Source organism: Rhodococcus sp. NPDC056516 (assembly GCF_042794655.1).
GTDB lineage: Bacteria > Actinomycetota > Actinomycetes > Mycobacteriales > Mycobacteriaceae > Rhodococcus_F.
In genome coordinates this window covers 203,950-221,606 of the sequence record NZ_JBHTTG010000002.1, presented here as the reverse complement: position 1 = coordinate 221,606, position 17,657 = coordinate 203,950, and the positions used below count along the sequence as shown (strand labels likewise).

Annotated in this window: 15 protein-coding genes; 3 read left to right on the top strand and 12 right to left on the bottom strand. The window is 64.3% G+C overall.

Features of this window, described 5'->3' with window-relative positions; translation table 11 throughout:
• Window position 1: 1 nt before the first annotated feature.
• The 3 genes from ACFQ6Y_RS06060 to ACFQ6Y_RS06050 are packed head-to-tail and all read right to left on the bottom strand — an operon-like array spanning window position 2 to window position 1,962.
• Window positions 2-535 (bottom strand): hypothetical protein, encoded by a 534-nt coding sequence (locus ACFQ6Y_RS06060; protein ID WP_378630191.1) that lies wholly within the window; start codon window positions 533-535, stop codon window positions 2-4.
• Window positions 536-590: 55 nt separating this feature from the next.
• Window positions 591-1,187 (bottom strand): hypothetical protein, encoded by a 597-nt coding sequence (locus ACFQ6Y_RS06055; RefSeq protein WP_378630188.1) that lies wholly within the window; start codon window positions 1,185-1,187, stop codon window positions 591-593.
• Between the two features lie 31 nt (window positions 1,188-1,218).
• Window positions 1,219-1,962 (bottom strand): TVP38/TMEM64 family protein, encoded by a 744-nt coding sequence (locus tag ACFQ6Y_RS06050; RefSeq protein WP_378544612.1) that lies wholly within the window; start codon window positions 1,960-1,962, stop codon window positions 1,219-1,221.
• A 436-nt stretch (window positions 1,963-2,398) separates the two neighbouring features.
• Here ACFQ6Y_RS06050 and mutA point away from each other — a divergent pair, with 436 nt between their 5' ends.
• Genes mutA through meaB form a run of 3 tightly spaced genes read left to right on the top strand, consistent with a single transcriptional unit; the run spans window position 2,399 to window position 7,580 of the window.
• Window positions 2,399-4,294, top strand: coding sequence for a methylmalonyl-CoA mutase small subunit (mutA, locus tag ACFQ6Y_RS06045; RefSeq protein ID WP_378630185.1), 1,896 nt, complete (start codon window positions 2,399-2,401; stop codon window positions 4,292-4,294).
• Window positions 4,291-6,543, top strand: a complete 2,253-nt coding sequence (gene scpA, locus ACFQ6Y_RS06040; protein ID WP_378544227.1) for a methylmalonyl-CoA mutase — start codon at window positions 4,291-4,293, stop codon at window positions 6,541-6,543. The genes mutA and scpA overlap by 4 nt, the downstream gene beginning before the upstream one ends.
• A gap of 17 nt (window positions 6,544-6,560) precedes the next feature.
• The gene (gene meaB / locus ACFQ6Y_RS06035; protein WP_378630183.1) at window positions 6,561-7,580 is read left to right on the top strand and encodes a methylmalonyl Co-A mutase-associated GTPase MeaB; all 1,020 of its coding nucleotides are present in this window, start codon (window positions 6,561-6,563) and stop codon (window positions 7,578-7,580) included.
• A 60-nt stretch (window positions 7,581-7,640) separates the two neighbouring features.
• Here meaB and ACFQ6Y_RS06030 read toward each other — a convergent pair whose 3' ends face one another.
• The 9 genes from ACFQ6Y_RS06030 to ACFQ6Y_RS05990 form a co-directional block, all read right to left on the bottom strand.
• Window positions 7,641-8,588, bottom strand: a complete 948-nt coding sequence (locus ACFQ6Y_RS06030; RefSeq protein ID WP_378630180.1) for a sulfite exporter TauE/SafE family protein — start codon at window positions 8,586-8,588, stop codon at window positions 7,641-7,643.
• 233 nt (window positions 8,589-8,821) lie between these two features.
• A complete protein-coding gene (locus ACFQ6Y_RS06025) occupies window positions 8,822-9,856 on the bottom strand; it encodes a nucleoside hydrolase (protein WP_378630177.1) in 1,035 nt (344 codons plus the stop codon).
• Window positions 9,849-10,325, bottom strand: a complete 477-nt coding sequence (locus tag ACFQ6Y_RS06020) for an OsmC family protein (protein WP_230815609.1) — start codon at window positions 10,323-10,325, stop codon at window positions 9,849-9,851. Before ACFQ6Y_RS06020 ends, ACFQ6Y_RS06025 begins: the two co-directional genes overlap by 8 nt.
• 31 nt (window positions 10,326-10,356) lie before the next feature.
• A complete protein-coding gene (locus ACFQ6Y_RS06015) occupies window positions 10,357-11,658 on the bottom strand; it encodes a CoA transferase (RefSeq protein WP_378630173.1) in 1,302 nt (433 codons plus the stop codon).
• A 19-nt stretch (window positions 11,659-11,677) separates the two neighbouring features.
• A complete protein-coding gene (locus tag ACFQ6Y_RS06010) occupies window positions 11,678-12,553 on the bottom strand; it encodes a 3-methyladenine DNA glycosylase (protein WP_378630168.1) in 876 nt (291 codons plus the stop codon).
• A 3-nt stretch (window positions 12,554-12,556) separates the two neighbouring features.
• A complete protein-coding gene (locus ACFQ6Y_RS06005) occupies window positions 12,557-13,645 on the bottom strand; it encodes a hemolysin family protein (RefSeq protein WP_378630164.1) in 1,089 nt (362 codons plus the stop codon).
• Complete coding sequence (locus ACFQ6Y_RS06000; protein ID WP_378445995.1) at window positions 13,638-15,020, bottom strand: hemolysin family protein; 1,383 nt, start codon at window positions 15,018-15,020, stop codon at window positions 13,638-13,640. The genes ACFQ6Y_RS06005 and ACFQ6Y_RS06000 overlap by 8 nt, the downstream gene beginning before the upstream one ends.
• A 311-nt stretch (window positions 15,021-15,331) precedes the next feature.
• The gene (locus ACFQ6Y_RS05995) at window positions 15,332-16,768 is read right to left on the bottom strand and encodes a GuaB1 family IMP dehydrogenase-related protein (protein ID WP_378630162.1); all 1,437 of its coding nucleotides are present in this window, start codon (window positions 16,766-16,768) and stop codon (window positions 15,332-15,334) included.
• 3 nt (window positions 16,769-16,771) lie between these two features.
• Window positions 16,772-17,653: a DMT family transporter gene (locus ACFQ6Y_RS05990; RefSeq protein WP_378630158.1), complete on the bottom strand. Its 882-nt coding sequence runs from the start codon at window positions 17,651-17,653 to the stop codon at window positions 16,772-16,774.
• Window positions 17,654-17,657: the final 4 nt, after the last annotated feature.

Here is a 17,657-nt window from a genome sequence, read left to right as displayed (position 1 = left end):
CCTATGTGATGAGTGCCCGTCCCGTTCCACATACAGCGATCGCCCAGAGGACGCTGACGAAGGTTCCCATGATGAACTGCTCGGACGCGTGCGGTTCGCGAAGTTCCGGGTACCGTGCGAGTCCCTTGACTGCCAAGACGATCGCGATGCCTTCCGGCCAGGTAGCGAGAATCGACGCCGCCACCGCGAGTCGCTCGAGGATGCCGATCACACGTCCGCCCCGAAGAGGTCCGGCGTCCGGTGCCGGGCTTCCGTCTGGTTGGCGACGAGCGATCTTGAAGGTGGCAAGTACCAACGGTGCACCGGCCGTGGCGGCGGCAAGTACGCACAGGACAAGCGTCGCGCCAAGAGCGAAACCGGTGACCGGGGTCGTTCGGGTCGATGCCAGCGCGGCAACACCCAGCGCCGGAAGAGCCACCACGGACGACGCCCATTCGGGGACTTCCAGTCGACCACGACTGAGCGGTCCCAGTGCCGCTGCAACTGCTGGTGCCGCGGCGGCGATGGCGAGCGCGATCAACGCCAGAACGACCATGAATTCGAGCCCCCTGCTGTGTCGACGAGTTTGTACCGGTGCGAGCGTGAGCAGTCTAGGGCTGGAGTCTGACCAAAAGTCGTTCTGCGAGGCGGCGCCCGGCGAGTTCTGCGTGCCACCCGGCTGTCAAGAGTCTCTTCGACATGGCCTGCTTGGTGATTCCGAGCTGGGCCGCCGCGCTGACCTGAGTGAGTCCGCTGTCCATCAGAGCGATGGCTTCGCGTCCGTCCTTCGTCTGTCTCGTGACGATCGTTCCGAGCAAGGTGAACGCGGCATCGACATCTGCGGCGAGTTCGTCGCGTGAGCTATCCGCCGGCGCTTGTTCGACGGCAATTCTGGCCGGGGCTCGCTTGGCTCGCTCGACGGCGATCCGGGCAGCTTCGAACGCCGGTCCGCGTCCGGCTCGGGTCTGCCGTGGGAGAGGCTGCTCGACTGGGCCGATCCCGATCCCGACACTCCAGTGCTCGCGCCGAATCAGCTCCAGTGCGACGAGGACGAGCAGCGCCGGATCGTCGGTCACCGCTTGAATCTCGTCGCCTGCAGTGCGCTCGAACGGCCGCAGGAACCTGAGATCGGCCATGTCGTCGATGATGTCCCCGACGCGATCGACATCCCGTCGGCTACCTCGCTGATCCACTGTCAGTACGAACATTAGTCAATGCTAAATAGTTGACTTTCATTAGTCAATCGTTTTGGGTTGACTTCATTAAATCAATCTCTTGGGGTTGACCAACGTCGTGGGGTTGACCAGTGTCGTCGGGTTGACCATTGTCGGCGGTAGTTTCGCCCAGCGGGGGCTGGCGGCGAGCGTCGAACACCAGACCGGCGATGCCGATTGCGATGCAGACCCCCGACAGGATCAGGAGACGAGGATCGGCTTCGCCGGAGAGAGCATCACCCAGAACGACGATCCCCACGGTGCCGGGCAAAATGCCGACAACGGTGGCAAGGACGTAAGGCACGATCCGGATCGACGAAATGCCGCAGCAGTAGTTCACCACCGAGAAGGGGACGAACGCGATCAAGCGTAGAGAGCCGACGGCCAGCCAGCCCCGCTTCTCGATCCGCTCGTCCACCCGCCGGATCGTCGGACTCGAAATCCGTTGCCAGACGACGTCGCGGCCGATGGCGCGCACCAGGTAGAGGGCCAGAACAGCGCTCACCGTCGTCGCCGCCACGGTCAGGGCGATGCCGGTCACCGAACCGAAGAGAACGCCCGCGCTGAGGGTGAAGACGGTGCGCGGGAACGGCGCGACGGTGACTATCGAGTGAACCAGGAAGAACACGAGGGGAAACGCCGGGCCAACCGAGTCCGCCCACTCGCGCACCTGAGACACCGTGGGATGTGGAGCGAGGAGGGCTGCGAGGAACAAAGCGAGCACTACCAGGACTATTGCGATCAATCTTCGGTCCAGCAGGCGTCCCATCACAGGTCACAAGGCTACCTGTGAACGGTGAACCGAGACGCTCGCGCGCTGGGAACGGTGTGCCGAAGACCATCCCGAATGCTGGTAATTCACGTGCTCCAGGCGACAATGAAAGCTGAGCTGTGACGAAAACCACTACGCTTTCCAGGTGGTCCACACCTGCAGTCCCGGCCAGTGAAACGAACTCGCGAGTAACTCACATACATGCTGAACAATCGCTAGGTAAGGACCAGTTGCAGGTGTCCGAATCACTGAACACGCACGCCGGCGGACCGGTCGGGAAGTGGTCGTGAACCGCGTCGTGAACGGCACTGTGAAGAACCTGACGTGATCCTCACGATATCTGAGCTCAGACGCGGGTTAGCATCACAGAACTAACGAACAATTCCGATTATCGGTAAAGCGCTCACGCTAAAAATGAGAGGGAGCGGACACAGTGTCATTAGCTTCAGAAGCCGAGGCTGTCGAGCAGGCATACGCGGAGTGGCAGCGCTCCGTAGCCGGTGTGCTCGCCAAGTCCCGCAGAGTCGATGCGGCAGAACTGGGCCCCGAGCCTCAGAAACTGCTTGAAACCGTCACCTACGACGGAGTCACTGTCGCACCGCTTTACAGCCCCCGCGACGAACGCCCCGAGCAGACCCTGCCGGGCACGTTCCCGTACGTGCGGGGTGTCGATGCTCACCGTGACGTCAATGCAGGCTGGTTGGTCTCCGCTGCATTCGGAACCTCCTCCGCAGCCGAGACGAATCGCAGCGTCCTGGACGCCCTCGAAAACGGCGTCAGCGCACTCTGGTTGAAGGTGGGCGGGGACGGCGTTCCGGTCACCGACCTCGCCGCTGCGCTCGAGGGCGTGCTTCTCGATCTCGCGCCGCTGACGCTCGACGCAGGCGCGGAGGCCGGCGATGGCGTCCGCGCACTCTTCTCACTCCTCGACGCGCGTGCCGAAGCCGGTGACGGCGTCAGCGATCGCGCCGGTATCCGCATCCACCTCGGTGCTGCTCCGCTGACCAGTTCGTTTTCCGGCTCAGCCGACGTCGAACTTGCCGACGCCGTCGAGTTGGCCGCCCTCGCTGCAGCTCGCGCGGAAACCGTGCACGCGATCACCGTCGACGGCACGGCGTTCCACAACGCCGGTGCCGGGGATGCCGAAGAACTCGGAGCCGCGATTGCCGCAGGCCTCGAATACCTCCGCGCACTCACCGCCGAGAGCGGCCTGACCATCGGTGCTGCGTTGTCGCAGTTGGCTTTCCGCTACTCGGCAACCGACGATCAGTTCCAGACCATCGCGAAGTTCCGTGCCGCACGTCTCGTGTGGGCACGCATCGCCCAGGTCTGCGGAGCTTCCGATTTCGGTGGAGCACCCCAGCATGCGGTCACCTCCGCCGCGATGATGGCTCAGCGTGATCCCTGGGTGAACATGCTGCGCACCACCCTCGCCGCGTTCGGCGCCGGTGTCGGTGGAGCAGACGCAGTGACGGTTCTCCCGTTCGACGTCGCGCTTGCCGACGGCACCCTCGGCGTCAGCAAGTCGTTCTCCTCACGCATCGCCCGAAACACACAGCTGCTCCTGCTCGAAGAGTCGCACCTGGGCCGTGTTCTCGATCCTTCGGCCGGATCCTGGTACGTCGAAGACCTGACACAGCAGATCGCCGCCACCGCGTGGGAGTTCTTCCAGGAAATCGAAGCAGCCGGCGGATATCTTGCTGCACTCGAAGCGGGAATCGTCTCCGGTCGCATCGCTGCCACCAAGGCCAAGCGCGACTCCGACATCGCACACCGCAAGACCACTGTCACCGGTGTCAACGAGTTCCCGAACCTCGGTGAAACACCGCTGTCCGCCGAAGCCGTCGAGCCGGGCCAGGCCGTCGCCCGCTACGCAGCCGCTTTCGAAGCGCTTCGCGACCGTTCGGATGCGTTCCTCGCCGCCGGTGGCGCCCGCCCCACGGCACTTCTCGCGCCGTTGGGCTCGGTCGCAGAACACAACGTGCGCACCACGTTTGCGTCCAACCTGCTCGCTTCGGGTGGTATCGACGCAGTCAACCCCGGCCCGCTCGAGGTAGGCGCCGAGGCCATTTCCGCAGCCGTCAAGGCATCCGGCGCCACCGTCGCCGTGCTGTGCGGCACGGACAAGCGTTACGGCGAGAGTGCCGCAGCGGCCGTCGCCGAACTTCGCGCCGCCGGTATCACCAAGGTGCTGCTGGCCGGCCCGGAAAAGGCAGTCGCCGACGCGACCGGCGATTCTCGCCCGGACGGATTCCTCACCGCCCGCATCGACGCAGTGTCGGCTCTGACCGAACTGCTCGACTTCATCGAGACGGGAAGCTCCAAGTGACGACACGAGAGGTCAAGCACGTGATCGGCAGTTTCGCCGAGGTCCCACTCGAGGACCCGCAGTCTCCGGCACCCACACCGCCGTCGGTCGAGCAGGCCCAGGCGCTCATCGAAGAGGGCGCCAACGCCAACAACTACGCCGCCGAGCAGGTTGTCTGGTCCACGCCGGAAGGCATCGACGTCAAGCCGGTGTACACCGGTGCGGACCGCACGGCCGCTGCCGAATCCGGATACCCGCTCGACAGCTTCCCAGGTGCTGCTCCGTTCCTGCGTGGTCCGTACCCGACCATGTACGTGAACCAGCCGTGGACCATTCGTCAGTACGCCGGCTTCTCCACTGCCGCCGAGTCGAATGCGTTCTACCGACGTAACCTTGCGGCCGGTCAGAAGGGCCTCTCGGTCGCCTTCGACCTCGCTACACACCGCGGCTACGACTCCGACCACCCGCGTGTGGCCGGCGACGTCGGAATGGCCGGTGTCGCAATCGATTCCATCCTCGACATGCGTCAGCTCTTCGACGGGATCGACCTCTCGCAGGTGTCGGTTTCGATGACGATGAACGGTGCCGTGCTGCCGATCCTCGCGCTGTACGTCGCAGCGGCAGGCGAGCAGGGTGTCACTCCGGACAAGCTGGCCGGAACGATCCAGAACGACATCCTCAAAGAGTTCATGGTTCGTAACACCTACATCTATCCGCCCAAGCCCTCGATGCGGATCATCTCGGACATTTTCGCGTACTCCAGCGCGGAAATGCCGAAGTACAACTCCATCTCCATCTCGGGCTACCACATCCAGGAAGCCGGAGCGACGGCCGATCTGGAACTGGCATACACCCTCGCCGACGGCGTCGAGTACATCCGCGCCGGCCTCGACGCCGGTATGGACATCGACAAGTTCGCGCCTCGCCTGTCCTTCTTCTGGGCCATCGGCATGAACTTCTTCATGGAGGTCGCCAAGCTCCGCGCCGGACGCCTCCTGTGGGCCGAGCTGGTTGCCAAGTTCGACCCCAAGAGCGCCAAGTCCTTGTCGCTGCGTACCCACTCGCAGACCTCGGGCTGGTCGCTGACCGCTCAGGACGTCTTCAACAACGTTCCGCGTACCTGCGTCGAAGCCATGGCAGCCACGCAGGGACACACCCAGTCGCTGCACACCAACGCTCTCGACGAAGCCATCGCTCTGCCGACGGACTTCTCGGCGCGAATTGCCCGCAATACCCAGTTGCTGCTGCAGCAGGAGTCCGGCACCGTTCGCCCGATCGACCCGTGGGGCGGCTCGTACTACGTCGAATGGCTCACCAACGAGCTCGCCAACCGGGCACGTAAGCACATCGAAGAGGTCGAGGAAGCCGGCGGAATGGCTCAGGCCATCAACGAGGGCATCCCGAAGCTGCGCATCGAGGAAGCTGCCGCCCGCACCCAGGCACGCATCGACTCCGGTCGTCAGCCGTTGGTCGGCGTCAACAAATACGTTCCCGACGAGGTCGACACCATCGAAGTTCTCAAGGTCGAGAACTCCAAGGTGCGTAAGGAACAGCTCGAGAAGTTGGTTCGTCTTCGCGCAGAACGTGATCCGGTAGCCGTCGAGGCTGCGCTCGCCGACCTCACTCGCGCAGCAGCGTCCACCGAAGGCGGCATGGAGAACAACCTCCTCGCCCTCGCTGTTGTCGCCGCCCGCGCCATGGCCACCGTCGGCGAGATTTCCGACGCCCTCGAAAAGGTGTACGGACGCCACCAGGCGGAGATCCGCACCATCAGTGGTGTGTACCGCGACGAGGCAGGATCGGTGAGCAACATCAGCAAGGCGATGGAATTGGTCGAGAAGTTCGCCGAGGACGAGGGACGTCGTCCCCGCATCCTCGTTGCGAAGATGGGCCAGGACGGTCACGACCGTGGCCAGAAGGTCATCTCCACGGCATTTGCGGACATCGGATTCGACGTCGACGTCGGACCGCTGTTCCAGACCCCCGAAGAGGTCGCCAACCAGGCGGCCGACAACGACGTCCACGTAGTCGGTGTGTCGTCGTTGGCAGCCGGTCACCTCACCTTGGTGCCGGCGCTGCGGGAAGCTCTGGCTGCGGCCGGTCGTCCCGACATCATGATCGTGGTCGGCGGAGTCATCCCGCCCGGCGACTTCGACGAACTCTACGAAGCCGGCGCTGCTGCCATCTTCCCGCCCGGAACCGTCATCGCCGACGCCGCCAGCGGATTGTTGGAGAAGCTCTCCGCCCAACTGGGTCACGACAACAGCTGAGAAGGGGGTCACTGAAGATGGCACGTCAGCCCATCGACACGCCGTCGCCAGCGGCAAGGCCATCAGTTGATTCCCTCGCCGAGGCGGTGCGCGGAAATCAGCGTGCCGGCCTCGCTCGGGCGATCACCCTCGTCGAGTCCACTCGCGACGACCACCGGGCCCTTGCGCAGCAGCTTCTATTGAAGTTGCTGCCCGAGGCCGGGGGAGCGCACCGGATCGGCATCACCGGCGTTCCCGGCGTCGGCAAGTCGACCTTCATCGACGCGCTCGGAATGTATTTGCTGGGCAAGGGACATCGGGTTGCGGTGTTGGCGGTTGATCCGTCGTCCACCCGCACCGGCGGCTCGATTCTCGGCGACAAGACACGCATGGCTCGGCTCACCGTCGAACCGAATGCGTACATCCGGCCGTCACCGACGTCCGGCACGCTCGGTGGTGTTGCAAAGGCAACCCGCGAGACCATCGTGCTTCTCGAAGCTGCCGGTTTCGACGTCATCCTGGTGGAGACGGTGGGTGTCGGCCAGTCCGAGGTCACCGTCGCGAACATGGTGGACTGCTTCACGTTCTTGACCCTCGCTCGTACGGGCGATCAGCTGCAGGGGATCAAGAAGGGTGTACTCGAACTCGCGGATCTGGTCGCGGTCAACAAGGCCGACGGCAAGCACGAGCGCGAGGCGAAAGGCGCAGCCCGCGAACTGGCCGGAGCGTTGCGCCTGATCTACCCGCACGACGCCATCTGGAAGCCGCCCGTCATCACGATGAGCGGCCTCGAAGGTGTCGGACTGGACGAGTTCTGGGGAACTGTCACCAAGCACCGTGAGGTGCTCACCGAAGCGGGGCAGTTCGAGGAGAAGCGCCGACAGCAGCAGGTGGACTGGACCTGGACGATGGTCAACGATCAGTTGCTGCGCAGGCTCTCCAGCAACGAGCGGGTGCGTGCGATCCGGGCTGACGTCGAGCAGAGCGTGCGCGACGGTTCGCTGACAGCGGCGTTGGCTGCGGGGCGGATTCTCGACGCGTTCGACGGAAGCAACTAGTACGGAAGCAGGAAATCCCGGGTATCCAGCGCGGATACCCGGGATTTCTTCTGTGACGAGTTATCGTTCGCGTTTGGCTGCAGGCTCGGTGAGTTCGGTCTCGACCGCGAGTTCGACTCCCGTGAAGTTGCCTTCTGCTTCGGCCGGGGTGAGCGTGGACCGCTTCCACGCGTAGAACAGCAACGCTGCCCAGGCGGCGATGATGGTGAGGTATCCGGCCACCGTGACCGCTCCGGTGATGTCGAAGGATTTGAACAGCTTCTGCGCGTTGGTCAACACGATCACGCCGCCCACTGCCGTTCCGAGCAACGTCGCGGGCACGCGGCTGACCAACCACGCCGCAAACGGTGCTGCGATCACACCGCCGAGAGCGAGACCGGCAACAACGAGGAGGTTTCCCGCCGACTCACGACCCAATCCGACAAGAAATCCCAGCGACGCGGCTGACGCGACCAGAAACTCCGAAGCGCTGACCGAGCCGATCACCGTGCGCGGCGCGGTCTTGCCGCGGGAGAGCAGTGTGCTGGTGGTGATGGGGCCCCAACCGCCGCCGCCGGATGCGTCGATGAAACCACCGAACAGGCCGAGTGGGGACAGGAAACGTGCAGTGTGCGGAGTGGTACGAGCATCCGCGACGGCCGGTGGGCGGACCGAAAAGCGAAGTGCCACATAGATACCGATGGCCAGCAGGATCGTCGCCGTGATGGGGACTGCCGCTTCGGTCGACAGACCCGAGAGCACAGTTGCGCCGATGAATGCACCGACTGCGCCGGGCACACCGAGCTTGGCGACGAGCTTCCAGTCGATGTTCTTGAACTTCCAATGCGACACACCCGAAGCGAGGGTGGTGCCGACCTCGGCCAGGTGAACAGCGGCGCTGGCCTGAGCCGGACCGAGGCCACCGATCATCAACAGAGTGGTTGCGGTGACACCGAAGGCCATACCGAGGGCGCCGTCGACGAGCTGGGCGCCGACGCCGACAAGGGTGAACAAAAGAAGGTTGAACATGAGAAGACAGACTCCGAGCGAAGAAGCGACAAAGTCAGGGGTGCAGGCAGCGAGAAACCGCCGCTCAGCAACACGCCTGATCGAAGCATGCGCTACGACGAGTGGGCCAGAACGCCATCAATCCGAGCGCAAATGCCGGGGAGGCATCGTGGCTGGAAATCTGCACGTCAGGGTCCTTCGGTTCTCGTTCGTTGGTGTTCTGTCCATGCGAGCATAGCCGGTGCCGCGCTCGGTCAACCCACGGCGCGGGCGTAATTTCCCACTCGGTGGACAAGTCGATCGAAGAATTCCGCCGGATCGGTGCTGACCGCGATGTCCGCGTTGGGTTTGCGTTTCCAATGTCCGACCCAGTCCGCGACAGTGGTACCGATCAACAGCGGGCTCTCGGTTTCGACGTCGACCGTTGCCGGTTTCAGAGTCGCCAGGGTCGGGTCGAGCGCGACAGCAGCAGCAAACGGGTCGTGCATGTGAGCAAGAAATCCCTGGTCGTACTCGCGATGGAACTCCATGTAGAACCGGATCGCGTCGGACATGTGCCGGATCACGCTGTTGGACGCGGAACTGCGGACGTCGGGGCCGTCGTCAGGAGAGATGATCTCTTCCGGGGTGCTCCCGGCAGCTTCGGCGAGCCGACGCACATGTTCGGGGAACATCTCGATGGATTCGGTGACGTTGAGGCCGCAGATGATCGGACGTCGGTGCGCGGGCACTACGGAGAACGCGTCGAACACTTCCTTGGCGGCGTGCGGATCAACCGAGACGTTCCATTCCGCGGTCGGCGTCGTGTTGCCCGGATAATTGAACGACCCACCCATCACGACCAATCGTTTCAGCAGAGAAGGAAGATCGGGTTCGCGTCTGATCGCCAGGGCCAGATTGGTGAGCGGTCCCGTCACCAGCCCTGTGAGCTGTCCGGGGTACTCACGCACCAGATCCACCCAGAGGTCGGTGGCGGAACGAACCGAGAGCTCACAACCAGAGTCGGGGAGCACGGCATGCCCGATCCCCTGTGGACCGTGGGTCTCCTCGGTGGTGCGCAGCGGGATGACCAGGGGCTCGCGGGCACCGAGTGCAACCTCGATGTCCGGGGCCCCGCAGAGCGCAAGCCAGTTCAAGTTGTTGGCCGCGACCTGTTCCACGGGAACGTTGCCGGCGGTACTCGCGATCCCCAGAATCTCGGCCTCGGCGCTGGCGAGTAGATAGAGCAGTGCCAGCGAGTCGTCGATACCGGTGTCGACGTCGACAATGAGCTTGTGGACATCACTCATCGGTGGCCACCAGGATCGTCGGGGAATGCAGGACCGGGAAGTTCACCGAACGAGCGATGAAGCACTTCGTGTGTGCCGGGCCGTGAAGATCCTCGGCCGTCTCGACCATCGACGCGTCGGCGACCAACACCGTCGGATTCAACGTCACTTCGATGAACTGGCCGCCGCCATCGGATTCCTCGATCATGCTGCCGACCGGCTGATCGCTGTAGTCGAGAACGACGACCCCTGCGGCCGCTGCCAGGCCGAGGTACCAGAGCATGTGGCACTGGGCGAGCGAGGCAACGAGCAGTTCCTCGGGATTCCACCGCTGCGCGTCACCGCGGAACGAGGGATCGGAGCTGCCGAGAAGCTCCGGCTTCCCGACCGCGGATATTGCGTGATTGCGCGAATATGCCTGTGTGCTGGACGTTCCGGATCCCAGATCGCCCGTCCACTGAAGGTCGAGTGTGTAGGTATGTGACTTCACAGGTCCATCTTGCCCTGAATGTGCCGGTCCCTCAGTGTGCCCACTCCGCCCGATCCGATCCCCACGAATGTGCCGGTGAAGGGTAGTCCTCGAACTCTGCCAACGCGGGTCGTGCGGTGGTCACGTCGCCGTGGTTGACAACAGCATCGAAGCCGGGGGCCGTCGGCAGGCCGGGGTGGAGGGTCCGCCCAGGCGCGTCCAGAAGACGGGCGCAGGTACCTGCCAGCGACACGTCGACAGCGCGGCCACGGCCGTCGTGCGAGCGCATGGTCAACGCGTCGAGGATCCCTGCTGCAAGGAAGTACCCGCTTGCGTGGTCGAGTGCCTGTGCGGGAAGGGCGCCGGGTTTCTCTCCACCCTCGAGGAACGAGATACCGGACGCGGCCTGCACGATGCTGTCGAAGCCGCGCCGATCCGCCCACGGACCTTCCCAACCCCATGCGCTGACACGACCGTGAATCAGGTGCGCGGGAAGATCTCGCCCGATGAGCGCTTCGAGTGCACCCGGCCGGTATCCGGTGACCAGCACGTCGGCAGTTTCGAGGAGTTCGCGGAACGCTGTCGCACCCTCCGAGGATTTCAAGTCGAGAAGCGCCGAGCGCTTGCCCTGGCCACTGTCGAGATGCTGCCATCCGATTTCAGGGATCGCCGGGGGATCGATCCGTAGAACTTCGGCGCCGACCAGCGCGAGGGCGCGGGTCGCGACCGGGCCGGCGATGACGCGGGTCAGGTCGAGAACACGTGGGCGCGTGGGGAGTGCGCGGGGTTCCCCCATCTCGCGTGCTCGGATGGATACCAGAGGCGCAGACCTCGCGGCTGCACACTGCTCACTCAGGCGCCACTCGGTCTCGGTACGCACGCGAACCGCGATGGCACCGATCTCGGCGGCTTGCTGTTCGATCTCGATAGCAGAGAGTTCGGATATACGTTGCGCCACTGCTTCTTTGGGCGACCCAGGTTCGAGTTCCAGAATGGTGAGCAGTCGGTCGCGATGGTGCGGATAGTTGCCGTGCGTGCGGACCCAACCGTCACGGGCGGCGAAGAATCCCGAGTACTCGGAAAACCCGTTGATCGGTTCGCCTCCGGTGCGGAACAGGCGATCGCTCGAGAAGGACGCGGCGATACGCTCGGGATTCAGCGTCCAGTGCCCGGCCGCTCGATCAATCGCAGAGGCGAACGCCCCAACCGAACCCGCAGCGAGGTCGAACACCGGCAAGTGGGCCGCGAGAAAGCCCGCCGAGTCCGGGCATTCGATGTGCCCGCGCCGGTCCTCGGTATGCACTCCGACGTCGCGTTGGTATTCGTCGAGATAGAACCCGTACCCGTGATCCATACGACGCCTTTCGGGCAGTTCAGTGGTCGAGAAGCTCCCGACACTTCTTTGCCAGCGTATCGCGGAGCGGCGCAGCACGATCCGCCAAGTGCTGTTGCTGGCGCACGTATTCGGCGCGTCCGGCGGGGGTTTCGATGCGAATAGGGGAGTACCCGTACTCGGCGAGGTCGTAGGGGCTCGCGCGCATGTCGAGTTCGCGGGCCAGGAGCGCGTGTTCGAAGCACCGCATCACCAGATCCGAATCGACGAGCGGCAACAATTTGAAAGACCACTTGTACAGGTCCATCCCGGCGTGCAGGCAGCCCGGCTGCTCGTGGTCCGCCTGAGTCTCCCGGGCAAGGGGGAGCGAATTCTTGGGGGCCGCGTCCGGCGTGAAGAACCGGAACGCGTCGTAGTGCGTGCATTTGAGCGGCAAGGATTCGACGACCGCGTCTGTACCCGCGAATCCGAGCCGCAACGGCACGGATTGGTGCCGGATCGCATCCTCGCCGCCGCGATAGACCATCGCCCATTCGTGCAGGCCGAAGCAGCCGAGCACAGCGGGGCGCGCAGACGTCTGGTTCAACAGATTCCACACGAATTCGACAGTGTGACGACGCCGCTCGAGCACTAAATCGTCGACCGTCGCGGTACCCGAATCGACACGGTAGCCGGAGAAGGCTGCGTACTCACCGGCATTCTCGAGCGCGACTCCGTAGCCGGGGTGCCAGCGCCGCAGTTGAGCGGGCTTGAAGTTGTAGTACGTGAAGAGGAAGTCGTGCACCGGGTGCGAGATACCGGCGCTACGACGCGCTCGGTGCGGCTCGACGAGCTTCTCCACCTCCTCGAGGTGAAGTGCCCGCCGAGCCGTCCACTCGCTCTGCGCGAGTGCGAGTGAGTGCACCGAACGTGTCATCGATCAGCTGTTTCGTTGTCCGGGAACAGCATCCGTGCCGCGGTGTGTGCCGTCGCGAACAGTGCCGACGTACTCCTCGAGGAGATCCTCGAGCGCGACGATACCGATCACCACTCCGTCCACGTCGGTGACTGCACCGAGGTGCGAGCTGGCCCGACGAAGGCCGGCCAACGCTTCGGCCAGCGGCGTGCTGAGCGGAACGATGGGCAGCGGGCGGATATCCGACGTCGGAACGACGGTGTCCGGTCCGGCAGCTTCGTCCAGAACCTCGTCGAGCACGTCCTTGAGGTGCACGTACCCAGCCAGGGATCCGTCGCTCGCCCGCACCGGGTAACGCGAGTATCCGGTCTCGATGACCGCACGCTCGATCTCACCCAGTGTCGTTCCCGAGGGTGTGAGGGGAATGGTCCGAACCTTGTCGAGGGTGATCAGAACCTCGGACACCGTGCGATCGGTCGATTCGAGAGCCTGCTTCAACCGCCGGTGTTCTTCGGCGTCGATCAGACCTTCGGATCGCGATTCACCGATCATCGCGGACAACTCCACGGCAGAGACCGTGACGTCGAGTTCGTCCTTCGGTTCGACGCGCAGGAGCTTCAGCACGCCGTTTGCGCACAGGTTGTAGAACGCGATGATCGGGCGGGCGATCTTGATGAAGGCCAGATGCACGGGAACGAGCAGCATGGCCGTCTTCTCGGGGCCGGCCAACGCGATGTTCTTCGGAACCATCTCGCCGAGCAGGATGTGCAGTACGACGACGAGCGAGAGCGCGATCGCGAACGAGATCGGGTGCAGCAGCCCGTCAGGCAGGCCGACGGCTTCCATCGGCACCTCGAGGAGGTGCGCAATGGCAGGTTCGGCGACCTTACCCAGGAGGATCGAGCAGATCGTGATACCCAACTGAGCCGCCGCGAGCATGAGCGAGAGGTTCTCACCGGCCTTGATGACTGTGAGTGCCCGCTTTTTACCTTGCGCGACCAGTGCCTCGAGACGGTCACGGCGAGCGGAGATCAGCGCGAATTCCGCGCCGACAAAGAATGCGTTGCTCGCGAGCAACACGACGGTCAGGAGAACGCCGAAGAGGTTATTCATCGTCGGACTCCTTCTTGTCGTGGTCGGCGGATTCGGGTTCGACGTCCGCCGGGACCGGTGTGATGGTTACTCGGTCGATGCGACGGCCGTCCATGCTGGTCACTCGGGCGATCCACTTTCCGCGGGAATCCCCGGACGAGTCCACGTCGGGCAACTCCACTTCGTCACCTTCCTCGGGGATGCGCCCCAATTCGGTGAGCACCAATCCGCCGAGGGTGTCGTAGTCGCCTTCGGGCGCGGTGTATCCGGTAGCCGAAGTGACCTCGTCGATACGCAGGAGACCGGAGCACGACCATCCGTCGCCGACGCGTTGCACGTCCAGCTCGGGCTCGTCGTGTTCGTCGCGCACATCGCCGACGATTTCCTCGATGAGGTCTTCCATCGTGACGATGCCCGCAGTTCCGCCGTATTCGTCGACGACCAGAGCGACCTGCATGCCGTCCGAGCGGATCCGCTCCATGACGGTGTCACCGTCCAGGCTCGACGGCACGACCGGAACACGTTGAGCCAGACTGTCGACTCGCGTCGTGCGCCTGCGCTCGGCGGGAACCGTGAACGCGTGCTTGATGTGTACGACGCCGACCGTGTCGTCCAGATCGCCGCGAACGACCGGGAAGCGCGAGTAGCCGGTCCGCGACGCCGTCACGATCAGGTCTGCGACGGTGTCCGAGAGTTCCAGCGATTCGATCTTCACTCGCGGGGTCATCAGTTCTTCTGCCGTGCGGTCACCGAACTGCAGCGAACGGTCGACGAGCATCGCCGTGCCCTTGTCGATGGAACCGCGCTGCGCGGACGTCCGCACGAGGGATCCGAGTTCCTGCGGTGAACGCGCCGAGCGCAGTTCCTCCGCGGGTTCGATGCCCAGGCGTCGCACGATCCAGTTGGCAGTTCCGTTGAGACCGTTGATTGCCCACTTGAAGATCAGCGAGAAGCCGGCCTGCAGGCCCGCAGTTGCGCGGGCGGTGGGCATCGGCTTGGAGATTGCGAGGTTCTTGGGTACGAGCTCGCCGAAGATCATCGAGAACGACGTCGCGAGTACCAGCGCCAAGATCAAAGACGTTGTCGAGGCAGCGGATTCGCTGAGTCCGACGGCCTTCGCAACCGGTGTGATGAACCGCGCCAGAACGGGCTCGGCCAGGTAACCGGTGATCAGTGTCGTGATCGTGATGCCGAGTTGGGCACCGGAGAGCTGGAACGAGAGAGTCTTGTGCGCGTGTTGAACCTGGCGCGAGCGTCGGTCGCCGTCGCGAGCGGCTTCGTCGACGGTACTGCGCTCGAGCGCGGTCAGTGAGAATTCGGCCGCCACGAAGAGGGCAGTGCCTGCAGTCAGCGCGATGAAGCCGAAGAGGCTGAGAATGGTGAAAACGATGTCCATGTGTCATCGCCACCTGAGTTGTGCACGGGGGCCGCCGGGTTTGTCTCCCGGCTCGCTAGAGGAGCCCTCCGAACCGGCGGAATCAGACGATTCCTCGGATAAAACGACGGGTGTAGCGCCGGGTAAGTGTGTGGGTGCCTCGGGCACCGGGTTCCTCTCGTCAGAGCCGAGGATTTCTCGGCTGTAGCGGGCTCGGTCGGGTCGCCGAAGGGCACCCGACCGAGTTTTGTTTTCTGTTTACGGAACCAATGATACCGGCGGGTGCCCGGGAGTAGGGACCCGAGCACCCGCCGACTGTCACGGAACCCTGTTCACCAACCTGACGGAAGCGGCCGTCCTTCGGCGAATCCGGCAGCGGACTGAACACCGAGAACTGCCTTCTCGTGCAACTCTTCGAGGGAGCGCGCACCCGCGTACGTGCAGGTACTGCGCACGCCGGAACAGATCTGATCGATCAGGTCCTCGACACCCGGGCGCTCGGGGTCGAGGCGCATCCGCGAACTGGAGATGCCTTCCTCGAACAATCCCTTACGGGCGCGATCAAAAGCCGTTTCGGTGGCTGTGCGAGCGGCAACGGCGCGCTTGGACGCCATGCCGAAGCTCTCCTTGTACGCATTGCCCGCCTGATCGACCTTGAGGTCGCCGGGGGACTCGTACGTGCCGGCGAACCACGAGCCGATCATGACGTTCGACGCGCCCGCTGCGAGGGCGAGTGCGACGTCGCGGGGGTGGCGTACTCCGCCGTCGGCCCAGACGTGCTTGCCGAGCTCACGTGCCGCTGCGGCACATTCCGCGACGGCCGAGAACTGTGGGCGTCCGACGCCGGTCATCATGCGCGTCGTGCACATAGCGCCCGGCCCGACTCCGACCTTGACGATGTCCGCGCCGGCCGCGATCAGATCGCGGGTGCCCTGTGCCGACACCACGTTGCCTGCGACCAACGGGACGCCGAGGTCGAGGGCCTTGAGAGTGGTGAGCGCATCGATCATTCTCTGCTGGTGACCGTGCGCCGTGTCGACGACGATCACGTCGGCACCGGCGTCGACGAGTGCCTTTGCCTTCGCGCCCACGTCACCGTTGACACCCACCGCCGCAGCAACCCGGAGTGCGCCCCGATCGTCGACTGCGGGATCGTAGATTCCCGCACGAATCGCACCGGTACGGGTGAGGACTCCGGCAAGAGTGCCGTCTTCGTTGACGATGACCGCCAGCGGATCATGCTTGGCTTCGAGGAGTTCGAACACCTCGCGAGGTGTAGCGGTGACCGGGGCGGTGACGAAGTCGGTGATCGCGACGGTACGTAGGCGCGTGAACCGGTCGACGTCCGCACAGGCGGCCTCGGTGACGACACCGAGCGGCTTACCGTCCTCGACCACCACGACGGCGCCGTGAGCGCGCTTGGGCAGAAGCGCCAGCGCGTCGGACACGGCGTCGTCGGGGCTCAAGGTGACCGGCGTATCGGCGACGAGGTGGCGGCTCTTGACGAATGCCACGGTCTCGGCGACGGCTTCGGTGGGGACGTCCTGCGGAATGATGACCAGCCCGCCGCGGCGGGCAACTGTCTCGGCCATACGGCGGCCGGCCACTGCGGTCATATTGGCGACGACGACGGGAATGGTGGTTCCGGATCCGTCGGAAGAAGTGAGATCGACGTCGAACCGGGAGGTGACCTCTGTCCGGTTAGGGACGAGAAAAACGTCGTCGTAGGTCAGGTCGTATGGGGGGCGTTGCCCTTCGAGGAACTGCACGTTTCACGAGCTTACCGTCGATTCCGCCGCAGCGCCCTCGGTATCGCGTGCCTGTGAGCGGGAGAGGGCGATCGTGGTCATGATCATGACGGCGACAGCGCACCCGATAAGAGCAATTCCGGGGCCGTCGACGCGGAGGCGTTCGTCCAGAACCGTCATCCCCAGGAAGATGGCCGCAATCGGCTCGCCGATCGTGAGAGCGGGCAGCGACGCCGACAGCGGCCCGACTTGGAATGCACGTTGTTGCAGGTAGACGCCGATCGCGCCCGAGGCGATCAGAGCCCACGTCTGCCAGGCCGAAATCACCCCGACGACGCCGTGTCCGAGTAGGTCGGTGACGTACTTGGTGAAGGCGACCGCAACGCCGTAGAAGATGCCGGCCGCGGAGCCGAGAAGCAGTGCGCGCCAACCACCGTCGAGTTTGGACAAGCCGCCGATGGTCGCGACCACGGCGCCTGCGACCGTGATCGTCAGGGGCACAGCCCAATCGGACCACGGAGCATTGCTGTCACCCTCGGTGGGATCGCCGACCACGAGGAAGATCGCCAACGAAATCGCGAGCATGATCGCCAGTGACCACGCCGAACGGGTGATGCGAATACCCGAGAACTTGGCCGAGAGTGGCAGCGCGAACAGCAGTGAGGTCACGATCAGCGGCTGCACCACCAACACCGAACCCAATGACAGTGCAACGGCCTGCATGACGTAACCGCCGCCGTCGCCGATCAATCCGGCCCACCACCGAGGGCTCCGAATCAGCGACGCCACCAGCGCCTCGCCCTCGGGAACCGCCGACGCTGCCCGCTGCTGAGCGACGGACGCGCACGCGAAGAGCAGTGCGGCGACGAGTGCGCAGAGAACCGAGATCAGTGGAAGATCACCCATGTCC